Consider the following 15,831-nt stretch of genomic DNA (forward strand, 5'->3'; position numbering starts at 1 on the left):
GTGAACGGCAGAATGCAGAGGATCCACCCGAGGGCGAAGCAGGAGCGTGTAGCAGTGAGCGTGTCGGTCGAGCAGAAGATCGCCGAAGAACTGGGCGTGCGCGAAGGACAGGTCAAGGCCGCCGTCGAGCTGCTCGACGGCGGCTCGACCGTGCCGTTCATCGCGCGGTACCGCAAGGAAGTCACCGGCATGCTCGACGACGCGCAGCTGCGCACGCTCGAGGAGCGGCTGCGCTACCTGCGGGAACTCGACGAGCGGCGGCTCGCCGTGCTGGAGTCCATCCGCGGCCAGGGCAAGCTCGACGACGCCCTCGAGGCCCAGATCCTGGCCGCGGACACGAAGTCCCGCCTGGAGGACATCTACCTCCCGTACAAGCCGAAGCGCCGCACGAAGGCCATGATCGCGCGCGAAGCGGGTCTCGAGCCGCTGGCCGACGGCCTCCTGACCGACCCGAACACGGACCCGCAGGCGGCGGCCGCGGTGTTCGTCGACGCGGACAAGGGCGTCGCGGACGCGCAGGCGGCCCTCGACGGCGCCCGCGCGATCCTCGTCGAGCGCTTCGCCGAGGACGCCGACCTGATCGGCGAGCTGCGGGAGAAGATGTGGGGCCAGGGCCACCTGGTCGCCAAGGTCCGGTCCGGCAAGGAGGAGGAAGGCGCGAAGTTCTCCGACTACTTCGACTTCTCCGAGCCGTACACCAAGCTCCCCTCGCACCGGATCCTCGCGATGCTGCGCGGTGAGAAGGAAGAGGTCCTCGACCTCACCATGGCGCCGGACGAGCCAAGCGACGAACAGCAGGTCGGCCCGACCGAGTACGAGCAGCGCATCGCCGCGAAGTTCGGCATCACCCAGCAGGGACGCCCGGCCGACAAGTGGCTCGGCGACACCGTCCGCTGGGCGTGGCGCACCAAGATCCTCCTGCACCTGGGCATCGACCTGCGGATGCGGCTGCGCCAGGCGGCCGAGGACGACGCCGTGCGCGTGTTCGCGGCCAACCTGCGCGACCTGCTGCTCGCCGCGCCGGCCGGCACCCGCGCCACGATGGGTCTCGACCCGGGCTTCCGCACCGGCGTCAAGGTGGCCGTCGTGGACGCGACCGGCAAGGTCGTCGACACGCACGTCATCTACCCGCACCAGCCGGCGAACAAGTGGGACCAGTCGATCGCCGAGCTCGCGGTGCTGTGCGCGAAGCACAAGGTGGAGCTGATCTCGATCGGCAACGGCACGGCGTCGCGCGAGACCGACAAGCTCGCGCAGGAGCTGATCAAGAAGCACCCGGAGCTGAAGGTGACCAAGGCCGTCGTCTCCGAGGCGGGCGCCTCGGTGTACTCGGCGTCGGCGTTCGCCTCGCAGGAACTGCCGAACATGGACGTCTCGCTGCGCGGCGCGGTCTCGATCGCCCGGCGCCTGCAGGACCCGCTGGCCGAGCTGGTGAAGATCGACCCGAAGTCGATCGGCGTCGGCCAGTACCAGCACGACCTGTCCGAGGTTTCGCTGTCGCGCTCGCTGGACGCGGTGGTCGAGGACTGCGTGAACGCGGTCGGCGTGGACGTCAACACGGCGTCGGCACCGCTGCTGACCCGGGTTTCGGGCATCACCACGGGGCTGGCGGAGAACATCGTGGCGCACCGCGACACGAACGGGCCGTTCCGCTCCCGGATGGCGCTGAAGGAGGTCGCGCGCCTCGGGCCGAAGGCGTTCGAGCAGTGCGCGGGCTTCCTCCGCATCCCGGACGGCGACGACCCGCTCGACTCGTCGGCGGTGCACCCGGAGGCGTACCCGGTGGTCCGCCGGATCCTGTCGAAGACGGGCACGGACATCCGGGCCCTGATCGGCAACACGCGGACGCTGTCGTCGCTGCGGCCAGCCGAGTTCGTCGACGAGCAGTTCGGGCTCCCGACGGTGACGGACATCCTGGCGGAGCTGGACAAGCCGGGCCGCGACCCCCGCCCGGCGTTCAAGACGGCGACGTTCGCCGAGGGCGTGGACAAGATTTCGGACCTCAAGCCGGGCATGCGCCTGGAGGGCGTGGTGACGAACGTGGCGGCGTTCGGCGCGTTCATCGACGTCGGCGTCCACCAGGACGGCCTCGCGCACGTGTCGGCGCTGTCGAAGAACTTCGTGAAGGACCCGCGCGAGGTCGTGAAGCCCGGGGACATCGTGAAGGTGAAGGTCCTCGACGTGGACGTGCCGCGCAAGCGGATCTCCCTGACGCTGAGGCTGGACGACGAGCCGGGCGCCCCGGCCGGCAACCGCGGCGGCGGCGGTCGCGACCGCGGTCAGGGCGGCGGCGGCGGAGGTGGCCAGCGCCGGAGCGGCGACCAGCGTCGCGGCGGCGGAGGCGGCGGCCGGGACCGCGGAGGCAACTCCGGCGGCGGCGCCATGGCGGACGCGCTGCGGCGGGCCGGGTTCGGCAAGTAGGACGAGACGGAAGGCGGGTCACCTCGGGTGGCCCGCCTTTCGCGTCCCGGCGGCTCCGCTACGCCGAACGACGGCTGTCCTGAGCCGTCTCCGCGGCCTGCGGGACGCGCGCCAGGCACCGAACGCACGGCATACCGGCGATGTGGTCGAGCAGGTCCGTGGCTTCACGGGCCAGCGGATCACCGCACAGCGTTCTCAGCACGAGCGGAGCGGGCTGGTCCGCGGGCAGTGAAACGAAGTGGACTTGCCGGTCGCGTTCTCCCGCCCGGCGTCCGTCGGCGCGAGGAACGCCGAGCCGGATCCGGGCGGCGACGACGCGGCGGTTCGAGTTGCGGCGTTCGGTGGACATCCGTGTTCCTGTTCGTCGATGTGGTCACCCGTGGGGTGCGCGACTGTTCCCAGGTGGCGGCGAAGATGCGATACTGAGCGGCGCGGGACCGGCCGGGTGCTGACCGGGTGTTCCGGCCCCGCGCCGCGGTTCTTCCAGGAGAGGGACCGAACTCAGCCGATCAGGTGGCGAGCCTGGTCAGCGACGGTGGTCAGCAGGATCAGCAGGGGCATCGTGAATACGACGATGACCACGCAGCCGGTCCTGCTGGCCGCCTTTTTCCGGTGTTTTCCCGCCACTTCGTTCTCCTGATTTTTTGCGGCTGCACGCGCAGCCCGGTGGCTCCTCCGTACGGCAGGAGCCTCGACGCGACGTGCGCCGAGGTCGTCGGGATGTGGCTGCACACAAGGTTCTTGCGGCCCACCTGCCGGGCGCGGCCCGGGACGGTGCCGCGCGAAGCCGGTCCGGCACCGCCGGACGGCCCTGTTTCCGAGTCGTCGGACACGGCGCCCCTCGTGGTTCTTTTCCTTGATTTGCGGCGAAGCTCAGCGTCGCTTTCGAGCGTATCGCCCGGTCAATTCACCGGGAAAGCATTTCACGACCAACGGTTGATACGCGCGACGACCGGTCTCCGCCTCGACCAGTGGAACGTATGTCACCGTTCACTTTCCACCGGCACTGAATGCGTGAAAGTAATCGGCCACGGTTCTTTCACTTGACCGGAACTGTTCTTCACGTGGTCGGACACTGAACGGGAACTGAACGGACATTGGTGCCGTCACCAGTGGCTCATCAGTTCCCGTTTACTTCCCCGGCAGGTCAGCGGGTCACCCGGACCACCGAGGGCGAGGTCACCCGTGCAGCGGACGTGGGTGGGGCGGATCGGACGTAATGATCGAGCGCAACTGCTCGCTGATCAGTTGCCGGATGGTGTCGGTGGACACACCCGGGCACTTCTCGCGCAGCAACTGCTCGAGCAGGCTCCGCTGCCGCTGGTTCTCCGACCGCAGCCTCCAGTTCGCGATCTGGTGCGACTTGAGCGACGCCCTGAGCGCCTCGACCTGTTCGTCGAGGCGGCGGGTCGTCTCGGCCATCGCCAGCATCACCTTCCGCAGGGCATCCGGATCGTCGATCGGATGCGCGCCATCGGACGTCCGCGGAGGTCCTTCGCCGCCGGAGCGCGTCCTCGACCCCGGGGGCACGCGCGGTGCGGGAACCGACTGCCCCGGATCGACCTCAACGTCCCCGCCGGCTTCGTCGGCCCCGGTTTCCCCGCCGGCCGTGATCATCTCGACGGTGACGACCGGTTCGTCGATCCAAGCCGGTGGCGAAAACGGCCGGCGTAGTCACGGGCCGGGCGGTCCCAGCCGACGCTTCGCGCGAAGAGAGCCGCGGCTTGGCCCAGCACCGCGTTCCGGCGAGCGCGCGGCACCGCCGCTTCGATGATGTCGACGATCCGCTCCCACGGCGGCGGGCTCGCGGCACTCTGGCCGAGGGACTTGGCCAGCAGGTGCAGGAGCGAGTCCTCGGTCTTGCCCGCGCACCAATGGCCTTCCCGGTTTCCGTAGGCGTCGACGAGCCGCTGCCGCGTCCTCGCGAGGCTGCCCCGGTCGTCGGCCAGGGTGACCAGCAGGAAGAGCACCAGCTTGCGCTCGTCGAGCGTCAGCGGCGATGCCTTCTTGGCCGTGTCGAACGCCGCCGTCGAAGGCAGCCGCCCCAGCGCGGTGCGTCCCCTGGTGCGCGGACCTCGCCGACCTGGGGCCCCCAGGCCCTTCTCCGGGATTTCGGGCGCGCCGACGCCAGGCGTCGTAATGCGCATAGTGGTTCACCTTTGCTGTCGTGGTACTTCCGCGTAGGTCCGCCCAGCAGCACCACTCGCCCCCGACAGCGAGGTCTGCGATTTCCGCGCTCCGGCCGGGCGCGGCGTCATTCGGTACCGGCCTCAGGCCCATTCGGCGTCGGCCGCCGCGGCAAAACGGTGGGTCGCATCGCACGCACTCCGTGAAACGAAGGAATCGAGGCGCGGGATGCGCCCTTGGTGGAATCCCAACCTAGCCGTCCGGCCCCCACCGTGCGCCTGTTCTCGCCCCGGCGGTGGACCCCACCTCGAATCACCCCAACGCAGTAAGGTGTCACACTCTCGCGACAGCTGACCGCCCGATCAGCCGCCCGGCTTCACCGTGGGTACCGCGAAAAGACAGTCGCACTCCACCCAACGGCCTAGCGGGCTTGCTCCTTCGGCTCCCCCGATACCCGAAAGCCGAAATATTCCAGATTCCGCCGGAATATGCGGGGGCTCCCCGCAGCTTCGGAGCCTGCACCACGCCGATCGGGTGAATATTTCACTCCAGGCGGGACCTTTCCGGCCGCGCGCTTGCCATTGGAATATTCAAGATCTAAGGCTGAATAAGCCAAATATTCGACTGTGCGTCTCACGCTTGACACGAGGGGGAGCCATGGACATCGACGACTACGACCCGATGGACACCGGGAAGGTGTTCGCGGCCGGCGGCTGGCAGCGGAGCCCGCTCTGCGGCCCCGACAAGGGGGACTGCGTCGAGATCAACCTCGACCGGCCCGGCTTGGTCGCGATCCGGGACTCGAAGCTGGCCGACAGCCCCGTCCTCGTGTTCTCGGCGGCCGAGTGGGACACCTTCACCCGCGGTCTGACCGTGAAACCCGAGGTCCGATAGCGGTAAGCCCAGCTGGCGGGAGGGACGGCCGCGGTCAACTGAGCGTGCGTGTCCGGCTACCGCGCCTACTATCATCGGGGGCATCACGCCTCCCGATTGGACGACCTGACGTGGCGCGGCCGCCCTCCCCCTCACCTGACGACAGCGCGTCGCGCCGTCAGCTCGGGTTGAAGGTGCGCGCGCTGCGGAAGCGAGCCGGGCTCACCCAGGAGCGGCTGGCCGAGCAGGTCAAGTACCACCAGACCGTGATCAGCCGCCTGGAGCAGGGGTACAAGCTCAGCCCGGGTGTCCTCGAACAGGTACTGCCGTGCCTCGGTGCGACCACCGCCGAACAAGCCGAGCTCCGGAGCTTGAACGACGCCAACGAACCCGGGCGGGCGAAACGGGACCACGAACTGCTCAAGGCGGGCGCTCCGTGGTTCCGCCCGGTCCTGGAACGCGAACCGGCCGCGACCAGAATCCTGAGCTGGACCGGCGAACGCCTGAAAGGCCTGCTGCAAGCCGAGAGCTACATGATCGCGCAATTCTCCGAGCACGACGTCCACGACATCGCCGACGCGGTGGCCGACCGCGCGGGACGCACGGTCAGGGCGTTCACCGAAAACCCCGGATGCCGGTACGAATTCCTCATCAGCGAGAGCGCGATCGAACGAGTCGTCCAGTGCGTGACCGTGAACCAGTACGTCGCGGTCGACCAGTTGAAACACCTCCTCGACCTGGTGGACCGGAATCCGAACATCGACCTCCGCGTCGTGCCCTACGCGAACCGCCTGCACGTCAGCCCGGACTTCACGATCATGGAATTCGCGGAGCCGGAACCCACCTTCGGCTACAGCGACCTCCTGCGCACCCTGGTCACGACCGACGAGGGCGGGCTCGACCTCGACCACCTCCGCGAATGCTGGGACCGGCTGCACCGGTCCGCGCTGACCGCGGAACAAACACGCGCTGTTCTCGAAAAAGCCCTCCATCGGCACCGGCTGTCACCCTGATGCCGCCTGCGAAGAGCAATACCGAAGAATAGGATGTTTCCAATAGTGCACACTACGGGGAGCGGACAGTGAAAACGCCGGGGAAAGAACAGTTCCCACCCGCCGGGGTGGATCTCAGCCAGCCCAGTGTCGCCCGGGTCTACGACTACTTCCTGGGGGGTGACGCCAACTGGGAAATCGATCGCCAATTCGCCGACAAACTGCTGGAGCAGTTCCCGATCATGCGGCTGATCGCCCGCTCGAACCGGCTGTTCCTGCACCGGCTCGTCCGGCACCTCACGAAGCTGGGGATCCGACAGTTCGTCGACCTCGGCTCCGGCGTCCCGACGATGGGCCACGCCCACGAAGTCGCCGACCAGGTCGCGCCCGGCGAGGTCCGGGTCGCCTACGTCGACCACGACCCCGTCGCCGTCGCGCACTCGCGGAGCCTCCTGCGCCAGTACGGCGACGAAGACCGGCACACCGCCATCCACGCCGATCTCCGCGACCCCGCGGGTCTGTGGGAAAAGATCGCGGCGACCGGCGTGATCGACCTGGACCGGCCCGTCGGCCTGCTGATGATCGCCGTCCTGCACATCCGCCAACTGCCGACGCCGGACAGCCCCGCGGCCGACGACCTCGGGCCGCGGGTGGTCGACACCTATCGCGGTCTGCTCGCCCGCGGCTCCTACCTCGGCATCTCCCACGTCACCGGCGAAGGCGTCCCGGACGGGACCGCCGAGATGCTGGCGCGGATCAAGGCGATGTACGACAGCGTCGGCAGCCCCGTCCTCTGGCGGACGAAGCAGGAGATCCAGGACCTCTTCGGCGACTTCCGGATGATCGAGCCGGGGCTGGTGTGGACGCCGCAGTGGCACCCCGAAGAGGCGACGGTCACGGACGAGACACCGCAGCTCGACCAAGCCAACCAGTCCATCGCCTTGGCCGGCGCGGCCGTGAAGGAGTGAAATCAGCGCAGGAAAACCAGTCCCGCGGCGAAGAGGAACGCCGGGACCACCGCCGCCGACGCGCTGATCAACCCCGTCCCGCCGCGCCAGCCGCGGGGTGACGACTCCAGCACCAGCCGCCGGACCAGCGCCGCCGCGACCACCGCCGTCAGCAGGAAACCCAAGCCCACGCTGAAGATCGCCGCCGCTCCGACGATGAACAGCCCCGATGTCGAGGCCGCTCCCAACGGCGCCGCCACCTCCCAGCGGACCACGCCCGCCGCCGCTGCCAGCACCGCCAGCAGCAGCACGAACGCCACCAGGAAACCCACCCGCGCCGTGGTCTGGTGCTGGCTTCGCGTGAACCACCAGAACCCCGCGTCCAGCGCCGCCACCACCAGTGCGAGCGCCACGAACCCGGCACGGAACGTCATCACGCGCTCACCCTAGGCCGTCGGTCAGGCGAACCGCGCCTCGACGCTCCCCAGCGCGCCGAAGTCCGCCAGCACGTGGCCGCCCGCGTGGATCGGGCACGGCGGGGTCGCCGTTCCCGTCGTCACCAGGTCGCCGGGGCGGAGCCGGTGGCCGTGGCGGGGCAGCTCCATCGCCAGCCAGTGCAACGCCAGCCGCGGGTCGCCCAGGACCAGGCTGCCGCTGCCGCGCGCGAACTCCTCGCCGTCGGCGTGCAGGACCACCGGCTGGCGCGGCAGGTCGAGGTCACGCCAGCCCGGCACCGGCCGCCCTTCGACGAACCGGCCCGCGCACGAGACGTCCGCCAGCAGCTGCGGGCCGCCCGCGTGCTGGTGGTCGGTGTAGCGGCTGTCCGGCATCTCCAGCGCGAGCACCATCGTGTCGACCGCGTCGAGCACCGCCGTCAGCGACGGCGACAGGCCCGGGTCGGCCTTCAGCCGGAACGCGAACTCGGGCTCGGCGACGCCCATCGTCATCGTGTCGGCGGGCACCGGCTCACCCTCGGCGTGGTGGAACCGCTCGAACATCACGCCCGGCAGCGGCCCGGGGACGTCGAGGTACTGGCGCGCGTACGCCGTGGTCGCGGCGATCTTCCAGCCGGACACCGGCCCGGCCAGCTCGGCCAGCGACGCCTGCGCCGCCATGCCTTCGGCCGTGTCGCGCGGGCGGGCGTCGCCGGGGAGGCCGTCCAGCCGCTTGCCCGTCAGCCACGCGTCCCAGATCAGCTCCGCCGCCCGCTCTCGGTTCACGCTCGTGATCTTGCCAACCGGAACACCGGGTGTCGATCGGCTTCCGCGGCGAACGCCTCGGCCGGGTCGCTGAGCTTGGCGTCGAAGAACGGCGCCGTCACCGGGATCTTGCGGACGTACGCGCGCAGCACCGGACCGGCTGTGGCGGCGTCGGCCTCCTCGACCTCCCACGTCTCGCGCGTGCGGCCGCGGCGCAGCCGGGCGGTGGCGTCGGCGCGCAGGTTGTGCACCCAGCCGACCTGCCCGTACGGCGAAACGAGCCACCGGTCGCCGCCGACCTCGATGACGTTGACCGGCGTCGTCCGATCGGCGCCGGAGCGGCGGCCGGTCGTGGTCAGCAGCCAGCCGGTGCGGCCCGCGATCGGGATTCCCCGGCCCACCAGCAGCTTCACGGCGGCGTTGGCCACCTTGCGCGTCACCCCGAGCCGGTACTCCCTGGCCATCACGGGGTCATAGCGTAGACCCCGGAGAGGTCGCGCACGCGCGCCCACACGTTCTCGAACCGCTCCTTGTCGACCACCGGCTTGCGCAGCGCGGCCAGCGCGATCGCCTGCTGGGCCCCGGTCGAAGCTCGCCTTGCCGTTGAGGTCCACCGCCGCGACGCTGAAGTCCTGCACCAGCACCGCGAAGATCTGGTCGACGACCTCGTCGTCCAGGCCGGTGATCCGGGCCTGCTCCAGGATCAGCTGGCCGTACACGATCAGCGTGAACAGCTCGGTCAGCGCGAGCCCGAAGTCGAGGTCGGCCTGCTGGGCCTCGTCCGGCGCGGCTTCGGTGAGCAGCTTGACCAGGTACCCGGCCTGCTCGGTGAACAGTGCGACGTTCGGAATGTGCTGACCTCGCGCGTAGGCGGTCTTCCAGTCGTGGAACTTCACCTTCGACAGCCCGCGCGCCGGGCCCTGGCGGAAGAGGAACTCGTCGTCCGCGGCGTCGGTGCGGGTCGGCACCGGCGCGTACTCCTTAGGCGCGAACAGGTAGTTCGGCATGAACTTCGCGATCAGCGCGAGGTTCACCGCCACCGTGCCTTCGAGCTTCGGCAGGCCGTCGATGTCGTTCTTGGACATCGCGAGGTACGTGTCGGCCTCGAAGCCCTTGGCGGCCACGACGTCGGCGACCAGGCCGATCACCTTCTGCGCCTCGGTCGTCACCTTCATCTTCGTGATCGGGTTGAACAGCAGGTAGCGGCGGTCGTCCGGGTTGGCGCTGCGGAAGTAGTCGACGGCACGGTCGGAGAACAGCTTCATCGCGGTCAGCCGCGCGTAGGCCTCGACGAACTCGCGGCGCACGTGCGGGAAGTCCGTGACCGGCTTGCCGTACAGGACGCGGTTGTGCGCGTGCGTGATGGCTTCGTACAGCGAGTGCGTCGCCATGCCGATGCCGCCGAAGCAGAGGTTGAACTTGCCGATGTTGACGGTGTTCAGCGCGGCGCTGAAGGCTTCGGCGCCGACGTGCAGGATGTCCTCGGCGTGCACCGGGTAGTCCTCGAGCCGGAACTCCGCGACGTACATCTGCGACGGCACCACGTTCTTCACGACGTGGTAGTTCGGGTGCTCGGAGTCGGCGTAGAAGAACACGTACTGGTCCGGGCCTTCGACGCCGTCGATGCGGCCGAAGACCGACACCGTGCGCGCGCAGTTGCCGTTGCCGATGTAGTACTTCGAGCCGGTCGCGCGGTACCCGTCGCCGTCCTTCGTGAGCACCATGTCGGACGAGTAGATGTCGGCGCCGTGGTCCTTTTCGGACAGTCCGAACGCGCCGACGCCGCCGGCGTCGAGGGCGTCCGCCGCGCGCTTGCGGGCGACGTCGTTGCCGCTCTGCCAGACCGGGCCGAGTCCGAGAACGGTGACTTGAAATGGGTACCAAAAATTCAAGCCATAGAACCCGAGGATCTCCGCGAGGGCCGCGATGCGGGCGGTGTCCCAGCGCTTGTCCGGGTTGCCGTCGGCGTTCGCGGACGGCGTCAGGAAGGTCGAGAACAGGCCCTCCTTGCCCGCGAACTCGAGGAAGTCCGCGTAGAAGACGCGGTTGTGGTAGTCCTCGGTCAGCTTCGCCTTGCCGCGCTGTTCGAACCAGTCGATGGTGGCGCGCAGCAGGCGCCGCGTCTCGGCGTCGAAGTGCGCCGGGTCGTACTCGCGCGGGTTCAGCAGCATGGTCGTCCTCCTCGATTACCGACCGGTAACTTAGCAAGGCGCCGCGAGTGCGGGCAATCTCACTGGGGCCAGGTCACTCCGGTTGGGTACACTGATCATGCGGGCCGCTCAGTTCTGCCTCGGCCCGCTGCTGTTGTCGACTACCACGCGCCGCGGCCGTTGACCGGTCTGCGCCGGGCAGGACAACCCTTCTCAGGTAATGGAGACCAGGGCGTTTCGTGCGCCCGCACGCACTTATGAGCACTTTCGCTGAACTGGGCCTGCCCACGCCCCTCGTGGCCGCGCTGGCCACCCAGGGCGTCACCGAGCCCTTCCCCATCCAGGCGGCGACCCTGCCGCACACCCTCGCCGGGCGCGACGTGCTCGGCCGCGGCCGGACCGGCTCCGGCAAGACCTACGGCTTCGTGCTGCCCGTGCTGACCCGCCTCGCCGCGGGCCCGACGCGGCGCAAGCCCGGCCGACCCCGCGCGCTGATCCTGGCGCCGACGCGCGAGCTGGCGACCCAGATCGAGGCGTCGATCCTGCCCCTGGCCAAGCCGCTGGGCCTGCGCACGACCACCATCTTCGGCGGCGTGAGCGCGAACCCGCAGATCACGAAGCTGCGCGACGGCGTCGACATCGTCGTCGCCTGCCCCGGCCGGCTCGCCGACCACATGCGCTCCGGGCACGTGAAGCTCGACGCGATCGAGATCACCGTGCTCGACGAGGCCGACCACATGGCCGACCTGGGCTTCCTGCCCGAAGTGCGGCGGATCATGGACGCGACGCCCGCGCGCGGCCAGCGGCTGCTGTTCTCGGCGACCCTGGACAACGGCGTCGACGTGCTGGTCAAGCGGTTCATGAACGACCCGGTCACGCACAGCGTCGACTCGGCGCAGTCGCCGGTGTCGACGATGGAGCACCACGTCCTGCACCTCGAGGAGACCCACCGGCTGCCGGTGCTGGTCGACCTGACCGCCGCGCCGGGCCGCACGCTGGTGTTCACGCGGACGAAGAGCCGCGCGAAGGCGCTGACGCGCAAGCTCGTCGCCTCGGGCGTCCCGGCCGTGGAGCTGCACGGCAACCTCGGCCAGAACGCGCGGACGCGCAACCTCGAGGCGTTCAGCTCGGGCACGGCGAAGACGCTGGTGGCGACCGACATCGCGGCGCGGGGCATCCACGTCGACGACGTCCGGCTGGTCATCCACGCGGACCCGCCGGTCGAGCACAAGGCGTACCTGCACCGCTCCGGCCGCACGGCGCGGGCCGGGGCGTCGGGCACGGTCGTGACGCTGATGACGGACGCGCAGGTCCGCGACGTGCGGGACTTGACGCGCAAGGCGGGCATCAAGCCGACGACCACCCAGCTCGGCCCGGGTCACCCGCTGCTGGCGGAGCTGGCACCGGGTGAGCGCACGTTCTCGAAGGCCCCAGCGGTGGACAACCGCCCGAAGAAGGTGACCGCGACGGGTGCGGCACCGGGTTCGGGCCGGGGCCGCCGAGGCGGCGCACCGAAGGAGAACCGCGGCGGCCAGCGGTCCCGCGCGGCGGGTCAGGCCCGGCGCGAGGACCAGCCGAGGTCGGAGCGCCAGGGCTCGGGCAACGGCCGTGCCGCGGGCGGCTCCGGCCGCTCCGGCGGTGCTCCTGGCGGCTCCCGGCGCTCCGGCGCCCCGGCGGCCGCGGGCGGTGCACGGCGCTCGGGTGCCTCGGGCGGCGCTTCCGGCGGCTCCCGGCGTTCCGGCGCCCCGGCCGCGGGCAACCGCGCGGCTTCCGGCGGCGCGGCGGCATTCTCGTCAGGGACCCGCGCGGGCTCCCGGCGCACCGGCCGCTGACCCACCTCGACCCAAAACCGTGAAGGCCACCTTGAAGAACTCAAGGTGGCCTTCACGCACTTCGGTGATCAGCGTCGAGCGGCAGCCCGGGCGGCCGCGGCGTCGCGGCGCTCCTCGAAGCGCGCGGCCTGCGTGTCGAGGGTCTTGAGGAACGCCGCCAGCTCCTCGCGCGCGGTCTCGCCGACCTCGCCGAACCCCTCGCGGTCGAACACCTTCCAGTACCGCAGCAACGGCATCACGACGTCGTCGTGGTGGATGCGCAGGTCGTAGATGCCCGCCTTGGCGATCAGCGCCGCCTTGCGGGCGAAGCTCGGGATGACCGCGCCGGGCATCGCGAAGTCGAGCACCTCGTCGGTGATCGCGCGCATCGTCGCGTCCGGGGCGATCTCCAGCGACGCCTTCACCAGGTTCCGGTAGAAGACCATGTGCAGGTTCTCGTCGGTGGAGACGCGGGTCAGCAGCTTCTCGGCCAGCGGGTCCTGCGTGTAGCGGCCGGTGTTGCGGTGCGAAAGGCGCGTCGCGAGCTCCTGGAACGAGACGTACGCGCAGACCCGCAGCAGCGGCTTGTCGCCGGTCTCGTAGCCGGCCTGCATGGTCGCCATGCGCATCCGCTCCAGCTCGACCGGGTCGACCGCCCGCGTCACGAGCAGGTAGTCGCGGATGCAGATGCCGTGCCTGCCCTCCTCCGCCGTCCAGCGGTGCACCCAGGTGCCCCAGGCGCCGTCGCGGCCGAAGGCGCGCTCGATCTCCCGGTGGTAGCTCGGCAGGTTGTCCTCGGTCAGCAGGTTGACCTCGAGCGCGGTCCGGGCGATCGGCGACACCCGCGACTGCTCGGGGTCCCACGCCTCCCCGCCCAGGTCGGCGAAGTTCCGGCCCTCGCTCCATGGCACGAACTCGTGCGGCATCCAGTCCTGGGCGGCGGCGAGGTGGCGGTTGAGGTTCTCCTCGACCGTCCCCTCGAGCTCGTACATGAGTGCGGTGCTCTCGGAAACGGTCATGCGCGTCCTTCCCGGTGATCGGTTCCTACGCGACCGTAAGTTACGGTGCCGTAGGTAACGTCAACGAACGCCGGCCGGGCATCGTTCCGTGAGCGACGTCACCGGGCGATCCCCAGGACCACGGCCACCACGGCGATCTTCACCAGCCAGTCCCCCGCGTGCAGCGCCGCCAACCCGACCGGGACACGCTCGTGCAGCACCGAACCGGCCAGGATCACCACCGGGAAGCCCGCCCACGCCAGCAGCGCCAAGCCGAGCGCGCCGGACACGCCCGTGACGCCGACGGCGGCGGCCAGCGCCGCGAACACCGCCACCAGGACCAGCGTCCGGCCGAATTCCGCGCCCATCCGCCACGGCGTCGGCCGCGCCCCGGCGCCCGCCGCGCTGAGCCGCGCCCAGACCTTCCCGAACAGCGCGTACCAGACCGAGCTCACCACGAACGCCGCCACCGACGCCACCAGCACCGAGAGAACCATCGCCCACTCCCTTCGTCGACTTTCGAAGGGGACGTCGGCGCCGAAGAACCGGCTTCGACATCCGGCGGCGAAAATCTTCTAGAGCGACGAAGTCAGTCCGCGGGCCCGCAGCACCGCGCGTTCCAGGGGCCGGAACACCAGCAGCTCGATCCCCACGCCGACCAGCAGGATCAGGAAGATCGCGGCGATCACCGTCTCGATGCTGTTGAGCGACGAGCCCTGGTTGAGGTACGCGCCGAGCCCGACGCCCAGCTGCGGCGACAGCGCGATCAGCTCGGCCGCCATCAGCGAGCGCCACGAGAACGCCCAGCCCTGCTTGAGCCCGGCCAGGAACCCCGGCAAGGCCGCGGGCAGCAGGATGTGGCGCGCCGACGTGAGGCGGTTCGCGCCCATCACCTGGCCGACACGCGGGAGGATCGGCGGGATCTGGTCGATGCCGGACACCAGGCCGTTCGCGATCGACGGCACCGAGCCCAGCAGCACGACGAAGTAGATCGCCGCGTCGTTGATCCCGAACCACAGGATCGCCGCGGGCACCCAGGCGACCGACGGCAGGCTCTGCAGGCCGGTCAGCAGCGGCCCGAGCGCCGCCCGGACCACGCGGACCTTCGCCACGACGAGGCCCAGCGGCGTGCCGATGAGCACGCCCGCGACGAACCCGAGCGCGGCGCGGTGCACCGACGTCCAGACGAAGCCGAACACCTCGCCGTCGGTGACGCGGCTCCAGAACTCGGCCCACACCGCCAGCGGCGCGGGCAGCTGCGCCTCGGACCAGAACGCCGCCGCCCACAGGATCTGCCAGACGACGACCAGCAGGACCAGCGCGAGCACCGGCGGCAGGAAACCCCAGGCGAAGCGCTTCCAGAACCCGGGACGGCGCTCGCCCACCGGGGCGTCTAGCGAGTCCAGTCCGGCGCCGACCGCGTCCAGGTCGGCTTCGGCACCACCGTGGGGGGTCCCCAGGGGGGCGGAGCCCCCTTGGGCGGGGGGCTGGGGGTTCGCCCCCCAGGAAGCCGAGTCAAGCTGCGGCATGGGTGCTGATCACCTCTCGCAGGTGCCCGGTGATCTCCTCGGTCAGCTCCTCGGCGTCGGCCAGCGGTACGTCCGTCCACTCGCGCACGACCTTGCCCGGCCGCGACGACAGGAGCACCACGCGCTGCCCGAGCCGGACCGCCTCGCGCACGTCGTGGGTCACGAACAGCACCGACGTGCCGGTGCTGCGGTAGACGCGCAGCAGCTCGCCCTGCAGGACGTCGCGGGTGATGGCGTCGAGCGCGGCGAACGGCTCGTCCATCAGCAGCAGCGACTGCTCCGGGTCGCCGCCGACGCGCAGGGTCGCCGCCAGCGCGCGGGCCAGCGCGACGCGCTGCCGCATGCCGCCGGACAGCTCGTGCGGGCGCTTGCCGCCCGCGCCGTTCAGCCGGACCAGGTCGAGCAGCTCGGCGGCCTTCTCGCGGCGCTCGGCGCGCCCGAACCCGGCCAGCCGCAGCGGCAGCTCGACGTTGCGGGCCGCGGTCAGCCACGGCATCAGCGCGGCCTCCTGGAACATCACCGCGGGCCGCGACGTGTTCAGCGTGATCTCCCCCGCCGACGGCGCGTCCAGCCCGGCGACCAGGTTCAGCAGCGTGCTCTTGCCGCAGCCGGAAGCGCCGAGCAGGCAGACGAACTCGCCGGGCGCGACGGTGAGGTCGACGCCGTCGAGCGCGACCACCGCGCGGCCCGCCGGGCCGAACGTCTTGCGCACGCCGTCGAGACGCACCGCGGTCGCGCCGGTGAAACTGGTCCGGCCGGTCGGGAGGGTCGTGGTCATCGCTGG

16 protein-coding genes and 1 pseudogene are annotated in these 15,831 nt (G+C 70.5%); 5 read left to right on the top strand and 12 right to left on the bottom strand.

Features of this window, described 5'->3' with window-relative positions:
- Positions 1-12 precede the first annotated feature (12 nt).
- The gene (locus QP939_RS03130; RefSeq protein ID WP_285454997.1) at positions 13-2,421 is read left to right on the top strand and encodes a Tex family protein; all 2,409 of its coding nucleotides are present in this window, start codon (positions 13-15) and stop codon (positions 2,419-2,421) included.
- Positions 2,422-2,479: 58 nt separating this feature from the next.
- Here QP939_RS03130 and QP939_RS03135 read toward each other — a convergent pair whose 3' ends face one another.
- From QP939_RS03135 to QP939_RS03150, 4 genes are all read right to left on the bottom strand, one after another.
- Positions 2,480-2,770 carry a hypothetical protein gene (locus tag QP939_RS03135; RefSeq protein WP_285454998.1) on the bottom strand — a complete coding sequence of 97 codons (291 nt, stop codon included), beginning with the start codon at positions 2,768-2,770 and terminating at the stop codon, positions 2,480-2,482.
- Between the two features lie 152 nt (positions 2,771-2,922).
- Positions 2,923-3,048, bottom strand: a complete 126-nt coding sequence (locus tag QP939_RS03140; RefSeq protein ID WP_285454999.1) for a hypothetical protein — start codon at positions 3,046-3,048, stop codon at positions 2,923-2,925.
- Positions 3,049-3,600: 552 nt separating this feature from the next.
- Positions 3,601-4,038, bottom strand: a complete 438-nt coding sequence (locus QP939_RS03145) for a hypothetical protein (RefSeq protein WP_285455000.1) — start codon at positions 4,036-4,038, stop codon at positions 3,601-3,603.
- Positions 4,035-4,568, bottom strand: coding sequence for a hypothetical protein (locus QP939_RS03150; protein WP_285455001.1), 534 nt, complete (start codon positions 4,566-4,568; stop codon positions 4,035-4,037). The genes QP939_RS03145 and QP939_RS03150 overlap by 4 nt, the downstream gene beginning before the upstream one ends.
- A gap of 637 nt (positions 4,569-5,205) precedes the next feature.
- On the opposite strand from QP939_RS03150, the gene QP939_RS03155 reads away from it, so the two are divergent.
- From QP939_RS03155 to QP939_RS03165, 3 genes are all read left to right on the top strand, one after another.
- Positions 5,206-5,442: a DUF397 domain-containing protein gene (locus tag QP939_RS03155; protein ID WP_285455002.1), complete on the top strand. Its 237-nt coding sequence runs from the start codon at positions 5,206-5,208 to the stop codon at positions 5,440-5,442.
- Between the two features lie 110 nt (positions 5,443-5,552).
- Complete coding sequence (locus tag QP939_RS03160) at positions 5,553-6,434, top strand: helix-turn-helix domain-containing protein (protein WP_285455003.1); 882 nt, start codon at positions 5,553-5,555, stop codon at positions 6,432-6,434.
- 68 nt (positions 6,435-6,502) lie between these two features.
- Positions 6,503-7,381 carry an SAM-dependent methyltransferase gene (locus QP939_RS03165; RefSeq protein ID WP_285455004.1) on the top strand — a complete coding sequence of 293 codons (879 nt, stop codon included), beginning with the start codon at positions 6,503-6,505 and terminating at the stop codon, positions 7,379-7,381.
- A 2-nt stretch (positions 7,382-7,383) separates the two neighbouring features.
- Here the strand turns inward: QP939_RS03165 and QP939_RS03170 are convergent, their stop codons facing one another.
- The 4 genes and pseudogenes from QP939_RS03170 to QP939_RS03185 form a co-directional block, all read right to left on the bottom strand.
- The gene (locus QP939_RS03170; protein ID WP_285459628.1) at positions 7,384-7,794 is read right to left on the bottom strand and encodes a hypothetical protein; all 411 of its coding nucleotides are present in this window, start codon (positions 7,792-7,794) and stop codon (positions 7,384-7,386) included.
- Between the two features lie 24 nt (positions 7,795-7,818).
- A complete protein-coding gene (locus tag QP939_RS03175) occupies positions 7,819-8,580 on the bottom strand; it encodes a 2-keto-4-pentenoate hydratase (protein WP_285455005.1) in 762 nt (253 codons plus the stop codon).
- Positions 8,577-9,023 carry a nitroreductase family deazaflavin-dependent oxidoreductase gene (locus QP939_RS03180; RefSeq protein ID WP_285455006.1) on the bottom strand — a complete coding sequence of 149 codons (447 nt, stop codon included), beginning with the start codon at positions 9,021-9,023 and terminating at the stop codon, positions 8,577-8,579. Before QP939_RS03180 ends, QP939_RS03175 begins: the two co-directional genes overlap by 4 nt.
- Positions 9,023-10,730 (bottom strand): annotated as a pseudogene (locus QP939_RS03185) (acyl-CoA dehydrogenase family protein). The gene QP939_RS03180 and the pseudogene QP939_RS03185 overlap by 1 nt, the downstream one beginning before the upstream one ends.
- 236 nt (positions 10,731-10,966) lie before the next feature.
- On the opposite strand from QP939_RS03185, the gene QP939_RS03190 reads away from it, so the two are divergent.
- Complete coding sequence (locus QP939_RS03190; protein WP_285455007.1) at positions 10,967-12,541, top strand: DEAD/DEAH box helicase; 1,575 nt, start codon at positions 10,967-10,969, stop codon at positions 12,539-12,541.
- A 68-nt stretch (positions 12,542-12,609) separates the two neighbouring features.
- On the opposite strand, the gene QP939_RS03195 is transcribed toward QP939_RS03190, so the two are convergent.
- The 4 genes from QP939_RS03195 to QP939_RS03210 form a co-directional block, all read right to left on the bottom strand.
- Positions 12,610-13,539 carry an acyl-ACP desaturase gene (locus tag QP939_RS03195; protein ID WP_285455009.1) on the bottom strand — a complete coding sequence of 310 codons (930 nt, stop codon included), beginning with the start codon at positions 13,537-13,539 and terminating at the stop codon, positions 12,610-12,612.
- 98 nt (positions 13,540-13,637) lie between these two features.
- A complete protein-coding gene (locus tag QP939_RS03200; protein ID WP_285455011.1) occupies positions 13,638-14,015 on the bottom strand; it encodes a DUF1761 domain-containing protein in 378 nt (125 codons plus the stop codon).
- Positions 14,016-14,093: 78 nt separating this feature from the next.
- A complete protein-coding gene (locus QP939_RS03205; RefSeq protein ID WP_285455013.1) occupies positions 14,094-15,047 on the bottom strand; it encodes an ABC transporter permease in 954 nt (317 codons plus the stop codon).
- Positions 15,034-15,825 (bottom strand): ABC transporter ATP-binding protein, encoded by a 792-nt coding sequence (locus QP939_RS03210; RefSeq protein WP_285455014.1) that lies wholly within the window; start codon positions 15,823-15,825, stop codon positions 15,034-15,036. Before QP939_RS03210 ends, QP939_RS03205 begins: the two co-directional genes overlap by 14 nt.
- Positions 15,826-15,831 lie beyond the last annotated feature (6 nt).

The sequence above is a fragment of the Amycolatopsis nalaikhensis genome, assembly GCF_030264295.1.
GTDB lineage: Bacteria > Actinomycetota > Actinomycetes > Mycobacteriales > Pseudonocardiaceae > Amycolatopsis > Amycolatopsis nalaikhensis.